General features: G+C 73.2%; 5 protein-coding genes and 2 pseudogenes. 2 read left to right on the plus strand and 5 right to left on the minus strand.

The annotated features are described in order from the left end of the window. A pseudogene (locus NBZ83_RS28730) lies at positions 1-828 on the plus strand (hypothetical protein); the annotation flags it as partial. 25 nt (positions 829-853) lie between these two features. Here NBZ83_RS28730 and NBZ83_RS28735 read toward each other — a convergent pair. From NBZ83_RS28735 to NBZ83_RS28745, 3 genes are all read right to left on the minus strand, one after another. Continuing rightward, positions 854-2,116, minus strand: coding sequence for an effector-associated domain EAD1-containing protein (locus tag NBZ83_RS28735; protein WP_261576192.1), 1,263 nt, complete (start codon positions 2,114-2,116; stop codon positions 854-856). A 216-nt stretch (positions 2,117-2,332) separates the two neighbouring features. Beyond that, positions 2,333-3,322: a malate dehydrogenase gene (locus NBZ83_RS28740; RefSeq protein WP_261576193.1), complete on the minus strand. Its 990-nt coding sequence runs from the start codon at positions 3,320-3,322 to the stop codon at positions 2,333-2,335. 292 nt (positions 3,323-3,614) lie between these two features. After that, positions 3,615-4,904: an ABC transporter substrate-binding protein gene (locus NBZ83_RS28745; RefSeq protein WP_438803234.1), complete on the minus strand. Its 1,290-nt coding sequence runs from the start codon at positions 4,902-4,904 to the stop codon at positions 3,615-3,617. Between the two features lie 167 nt (positions 4,905-5,071). Between NBZ83_RS28745 and NBZ83_RS28750 the strand changes: the two genes are divergently transcribed. Continuing rightward, positions 5,072-5,371: an Rdx family protein gene (locus NBZ83_RS28750; RefSeq protein WP_261569189.1), complete on the plus strand. Its 300-nt coding sequence runs from the start codon at positions 5,072-5,074 to the stop codon at positions 5,369-5,371. Between the two features lie 24 nt (positions 5,372-5,395). Here NBZ83_RS28750 and NBZ83_RS28755 read toward each other — a convergent pair whose 3' ends face one another. Further along, positions 5,396-5,809, minus strand: a complete 414-nt coding sequence (locus NBZ83_RS28755; protein ID WP_261569188.1) for a heme-binding protein — start codon at positions 5,807-5,809, stop codon at positions 5,396-5,398. Positions 5,810-6,297: 488 nt separating this feature from the next. Next, positions 6,298-6,755 (minus strand): annotated as a pseudogene (locus NBZ83_RS28760) (hypothetical protein); the annotation flags it as partial.

A 6,755-nucleotide genomic window follows, 5' to 3' on the forward strand; every position in this document is an offset into this window, starting at 1 on the left:
GCCCAGTTGCCTGCCCCAGCCCAGTTGCCTGCCCCGGGCAGGATGCCGCCGTCCGCCGAGCCGCTCATGTCCGCGGGCCTGGTCGTGGCGGAACGCCCGGAGCGGGCCGCGGCGAGCGCCGGCTGGGGTGTCGAGGACGTTGCCCACGCGGCGGCGGACGTGCTGACGATGGCCGACGCACTCGTCGCTCGGTTGGCCACGCTGCCCGTCAGCCAGGCCAGCGCATACGCCCGGATCCTGCGTGCCGACCTGCTGTTCCGGCTGGATCGGGCGGCCGAGGCCGGCGTCGCGCTGGACGCGGTGGAGACGCTGGGCGGCGCCGACGACGCCACCCTGGCGCACGCGGCCCTCGTGCGGGGCGACTGGGCCGGCTATCCCGACGGCGGGGCGCAGACCCTCGGGCGCAGGCCGGACGGCTCGCCGATCCCCGTGGCCCGTCCCGCCTACCTGGACCGGGCCGAGGAGCTGTGGCGCCGGTCGCTGGCCGGCTACGGCCGCATCAACTCCGACGCCGGGCGGGCCGCCGGGCTGCTCCGGCTCGCCGAGGCGCCGACCGCCACCGGCCGTCCGATCCTGCGGCGGGCCCGCATCGACGAGGCGGCGCGCCGGGCGCGGGCCGCGGGCGACGACGCCCTCACCTGGACCGCCCGGGTGCACAGCCTGATCGAGCGGGCCCGGACCGGCGAGGCGTCCACCATGGAACTGCGGACCATGATGACGGCGCTGGCGGAGTGGAGCCGCTTCGACGGGAGCACCAGCTACGGCCGCGGCCTGGGTCAGCTGCTCGCCGCGGCGACAGGCGGCGCGGTGCAGGCGGCCACCCCATGACAGCGGCCATCCCGCGGTCAGCGCGTCAGGTACGGCCGCCGGGGAACGGCGGCGGCGAGGTCGGACGCTTCCGACTCCGCCGGCGATCCTCGGCCTGCCTGCGCCATTCGTCCACGCCCGGCCGCTGCGCGGCACCGCCACGCCAAACGTCGTCCGGGGCCGGGGCGGCATGCGCGGTATCGCCACGCGAGTCGGCCGCCGACGCAGCGGCGGCATGCGGCGGGCTCGGCACCACACCCGCCGGCGCGTCCACGGGCCCTGGAACGTCCACAGCCCGGGGCTCGGCGGGATCCTCGCCGAGGGGAGGATTCTCCCGATGACCGGGCAGCGTCACCCACGCGGTGCCGGCGTACTTCTCGCCGACCGCCACGTCGAACTCGCGGAACGCCGCCGGGTCGAGACCGCGCATCCGCTCGGCGGCGGTGTTGCGGAAGTACTCCGGGGACAATGCGAGAACCAGGTCGGCGTCGGGATAGCGCTCCAACATGCCGCGCACCTGGGGCGCGTCGATCAGCCGAGCGGCGACCACGACGGCGTCGCCCGCGGCACCGGTTCCATGCACGACCACGTCGCCGTGGTGCAGCGACATCCGCAGCCGCAGCCGGCTGTCGGGTTCGCGCCCGTCGTTGTAAGCGCGCTGGGCGATCTGCAGCTCGCGGACGAAATCGCTGGCGAGGTACGCCTTGGGCTCCGTTCCGGCCACGATGCCGAGGAAACCGTCGCCGTGGTCCTGAAGCAGTCGGATCGACTCCCCCGGCAGCCGGAGCCCATCGATGGCCGCCGCCACGATCTCCCGCAGGGCCGCCCGCCAGTCGACCTGGCCGAGCATGCTGCGCCGGCTGTACCGGCGGGCGTCGAGGAAGAACAGGCTGGCGTGCTCCGGTGCGCCGACGGGCGGCCGCTGACGCCTCCGCACGGTCGAGAACGCGCCCGAGGACGCATCGACGACCAGTGGCGAAACATCGGGAAGCACGGCGACATCGGGGAGCACGGCAACATCGGGGGGCACGGCAACATCGGGGGGCGCAGCGAGCCGCGAGCCGACGCGGAAAACCTCATTGGCCGGGAACGACTTCGCCGCGGCGGCGAGGATGCGCGCCCTGCCGTCGGGAAGCAGCCCGTCCTCGAGCTGCGCCGAGATCTCCGACCAATAGTCATACGGCGTGCCGGTGAACTCCGGCACCCGGTCGCGGGTGAGACCGGCGCGCACCAACAGCAGATTTGCTTTGAGGTGCATGTTGAAGGCGTTGGCGAGCGCCCTGATCTCGATCTCGCTCAGCCCCTGCATCACGAGCCCCCGAACCGATCCCAGGATGCGGCCGACGCCGGCAGGCGTTCGCCGGCCGGCGCGTTTCTCGCACGAATTCTAAGCCCGGGGTGGGCGGCACCGGGCGGATGCGTCACATCCGCGACAGAGTCCGGTGCAGATCTTCGCCGGCGGGGCGCGCGGACGGTCGAGTGCCGCCCGCGCGCTCCGCGGATGGTGCGCTGCGCTCGGGAGAACTCAGATGAGGCCGAGCGCGCGGACGGCGTCGCGCTCCTCGGCGAGCTCACGCACCGAGGCGTCGATCTTCTCCCGGGAGAAGGCGTCGAGCTCCAGGCCCTGCACGATCTCGAACTTTCCGCCGGCGGCGGTCACCGGGAACGAGGAGATGAGCCCCTCGGGCACGCCGTAGGAGCCGTCCGACGGGATCGCCGCGGAGGTCCAGTCCCCCTCGGGGGTGCCGTTGGTCCAGGTGTAGACGTGGTCGATGGCGGCCGAGGCGGCCGAGGCGGCCGAGGAGGCACCGCGGACCTCGATGATCTCGGCGCCGCGCTTGGCCACCCGCGGGATGAACTCCTCGGCGATCCACTTCTGGTCGCCGACGGCCTCGGCGCCGCTGCGGCCACCCACCTGGGCGTGGAAGATGTCCGGGTACTGGGTGGCCGAGTGGTTGCCCCAGATGGTGATCTTGCGGATCTCGGCGCTGGGGACGCCGAGCTTCTTCGACAGCTGCGCGATCGCGCGGTTGTGGTCGAGGCGGGTCATGGCGGTGAACCGCTCGGCGGGCACGTCCGGCGCGTGCGTCTGGGCGATGAGCGCGTTCGTGTTCGCCGGGTTGCCGACGACCAGGACCCGGATGTCCTCCGCCGCGCCGCTGTTGATCGCCTCGCCCTGCGGCTTGAAGATGCCACCGTTGGCGGACAGCAGGTCGCCGCGCTCCATGCCCTTGGTCCGGGGACGGGCGCCGACGAGCAGGGCGACATTGGTGCCCTCGAACGCCCGCTTGGCGTCGTCGAACACGTCCACCCCGGCCAGCAGCGGGAACGCGCTGTCCTCGAGTTCGAGGGCGGTGCCCTCGGCCGCCCGGACGGCCTGCGGGATCTCCAGCAGCCGCAGCTTCACCGGCGTGTCCGCGCCCAGCAGCTGGCCCGACGCGATGCGGAACAGCAGCGCGTAGCCGATCTGACCGGCGGCGCCGGTAACGGTGACGTTGACGGGCGTTGAACTCACTGGCATCTCCTGGTACAGGTCATCCGGAAGCTCGGGTGGCGGACCGGGACGACCGACGGCGATCGTGGACCGGCCCACGAGACTGCGATGTCTTTATGCCGCCCCGACGATGCTAGTCCGACCGTCTGCAACAGGGGCAGCTTGGCGGGGCGGAGCGGCTCACACCCCCCGACGCCGCGTCGGTACGGCCAGCGGGCGCACCGATGTCGGCCCGCGGACGTGCGCAGACGGCCCACGCGGGCAGGGCGCCGCGGCCGGCGGGCGGGCGACGACTCCCCGGCGGTGCCGGCCCCTACTGGCCGATCTCGTCGCCGCAGCGGGGTGCCGGCGGCACGAGCTCGAAATGCTTGGCGTCGGCGGCGACCTGCAGAAAGGTATAGCAGCGGTTGATCTGCCCGAAATGAGAGGAAAAATCGATCGGAGCGGGCAGCAGGCCGTCGGCGTCGTAACCCTTCAGCCCGCGCAGCCCTCGGATGAACGCCTCCCGGCTCGGGCACGGCCCGGCCGCGGCGAGCCCCCGCAGGAACATGTCGGCCGAGATCCAGCCGGACAGAGCGGCCTGCTGGGCCGGCGGTGACACCTGCGGGGCGTACTTGAGCATGGCGGCCAGGAAGCGTTGGTGTGCGGGCGCGCCCATCTCGAACGGCTGGTAGTCGACGAACGTGTAGAGGCCGGCGAGCACCGGGCCGAAGACCTTCAGCAGGCGCTGGTCGTAGCTGACGGGTGACAGGATCACGCGCAGGTTCGCGCGCGCGGCGCGGGCACCGACGACCACCTGGCCGAAGGCGGCGCCGGTGACCGCGCCGACCAGGACGTCCGCGCCGCTGGCCCGCACCTTCTCCCCGATGCCGGGGATGTCGATCGGCCCGGTGGCGTCGACCCGCCCGACGACCCGGATACCCGCCGCCTGCAGGCTCAGCGCCAGCTTGTCCGCCATCGTCACCGACGTCGCCGAGAACGCCGACTGCGCGATGATCGCGTTACGCCCGCCGCGTTCGGCCACGAACGCGCCCCAGGTGGTGACGGACGGCCCATCCGAGATCATGTTCGAGTAGCTGAACATGTTGTCGTTCTGCGTCCAGGCCGCCTCCAGCGACGTACCCGTCACCGGTATCCGCCCGCCGTGCAGGTACGCCGCGGAACCGCTGGCGACCGAGGTCGACTCGATGATGCCGAAGACCCGGTCGGTCCGGACCAGCTCACGGGCACCGGCCTCGTTGCCCGCGGGGTTCGAGGCGTCGTCACGCCAGGTGTACTGGACCTGGCGGCCGCCCACCCCGCCGGCCTCGTTGGCGACCCCGAGCCGCGCGTCGACGCCGGCCCGGAACGGCGCAAACAGCGACGCCGCATTGCCGGTGTCCGGGTAGAGCAGCCCGAGGCGCACCGAGTCCGGGGTGACACCCGGTTCGGCGCAGCGCGGCGTCGCCGGTCTCTCGTTGCCGGACACCCGGCAGCCGACCGCCCCCAGCGCGACCACCAGGCCCAGCAGGCCGACGAGGACGCGGCGGCGGCCCCGCACTCGACGCCGCGCCCCGCCCTCCGGTCGCCTGCGGCCCGCGGCCGCAGCCGTGACGCTGCTCACTCCTCTAAGCTTGATGCACGGCGTCATGCACCGATGCCATTCCGAATAATTTGTGAGATTCGCTGGAACGCTGATTCCGCGGGTTTAGGCTGCGGGTCACGCCGGATGCCCGCCGAAACATTCGCCGACCCACCCTTGCCACCTGGTCGGCGGGGAAGGATAGGGCGATGGCCGCGGCGAAACCGACCCTGAAGATCGAGTACTGCACCCGCTGCCGCTGGCTGCCACGGGCGGCCTGGCTCGCCCAGGAGCTGCTGACCACGTTCGAGGGTGATCTGGCCGAGGTCTGCCTGGTACCCGCGACCGGCGGGGTGTTCGTCGTCCGGCTCGGCGACCGGGTGCTCTGGGACCGACGGGAGCAGGGCTTTCCTGAGCCGTCCGCCGTCAAGCGGCTCGTACGGGACGAGGTGGCGCCCGGACGCCCCCTCGGCCATGTGGAGGCGCCGGCGCCCGACCCGGACGCCTGAGCTCCGCCACCGCAAGCGGCGCGGTCAGAACGCGGCGGCGGCGGCGCGGGCGATGGCCTCATCCAGCGGTGCGGGAGCGCCGCTGACCCCGACGGCGCCGACGATCCTTCCGTCCCGCCGCAGCGGCAGCGCGCCGGTCAGTCCCGAACCGGGCTCGTGCTCGGGACGCTCCCAGCCGCCGAACCCCTCGTCCCCGACGGAACCGCCCTCGCCGCCGGTGTGGTTCACCAGGCGGGCCGGTGCGGCGGGCGCCCGCGCCGCGCAGGCCCGATCGACCGAGATGTCGGCGGTCTGCAGGCGGGCGTTGCCCATCCGGACATGGGCCACCAGAATGCCTGCGTAGTCGACGACAGCGAGGTTAACCGGTTGGCCGAGGTGAATCGCATACCTTTCCCCGGCGGCGATGATCCGACGGGCATCCTCGAGCGATACGGTCATCCGCGACTCTCCCCATAAAGCGGCGTTCCGGTGCGCCTGACCATAGGCCCAGATCGGCTGTCGGGTGGTGGAAGGCGCGCCGCACAACAACCCTTGCTCACAGCGGTTCCGCACGCGAGCGACGGGACACAGAAGGACACATGTTGCCCACATCCGGTGCGCTGATGCCGCCGCCAGGGCGGGAGGGGTGCGGGACACGGGGAAACAGTGAGGTAGTGGACGCGGACCGGGCGGTGGCACCGGCGGCGCAGCGCCGCCGGTGGGATACGGGGGCCCGGGACTACCCGAGTGCCCCGGCCCGCCGCCGGGGTCGCCCGCCCGGGCCAGGCGGGTGGCCCAGCAGGACCACCACCACCGCCTCACCCGGGCGGCCGCCGAGGTGGTAGCGCGGGCGGCGGCGGTCCACGTCGCCGCCGCCCGCGCGGGACACCACGACCGACCCGCGCCGTTGCGGGCGGCCGTGGTGAGCTCGGGTGGCCTTCGGCCGATCAGGCCGCCGCGGCCAGCGGGAGCACGGCCCGAGGAAAGCGGTGGATCAGCCGGGTCGTGAGCTGACCGCCGTCGAGCATGTCGAGCAGCGCGCCGAGCCGGCGGTGGTCCAGCCGGCCCGAGCGGTACAGGCCCCGCAGCCGCAGCAGACCCGGCAGGTGCGCCTCGATGGCGCGCTGGTCGGGTCGGGGGGCGCCGTCGAGCCAGGCGTCGAACTGCCCGCCGGTCATGATCTCCCACACGATCGTGTCGGCCACCGCGCCGGTGCCATCGGTGATCGTCACCAGGTGGGGCACCCGGACCAGGTCGTGCAGACCCGAAAGATCCGGCCGCAGCCCGGCGGTCACCACGTTGGTGGCGAGCCGGGGATCGAGACCGGGTACCGGGCGCCGCAGCACATTGCGCAGGTGGGAGGCGAAGGCCAGCGCCAGCGCGCTGCGCCCGGGCGGGTTTGGGT

Source organism: Frankia gtarii, from assembly GCF_025403375.1.
Taxonomy (GTDB): Bacteria; Actinomycetota; Actinomycetes; order Frankiales; family Frankiaceae; genus Frankia; species Frankia gtarii.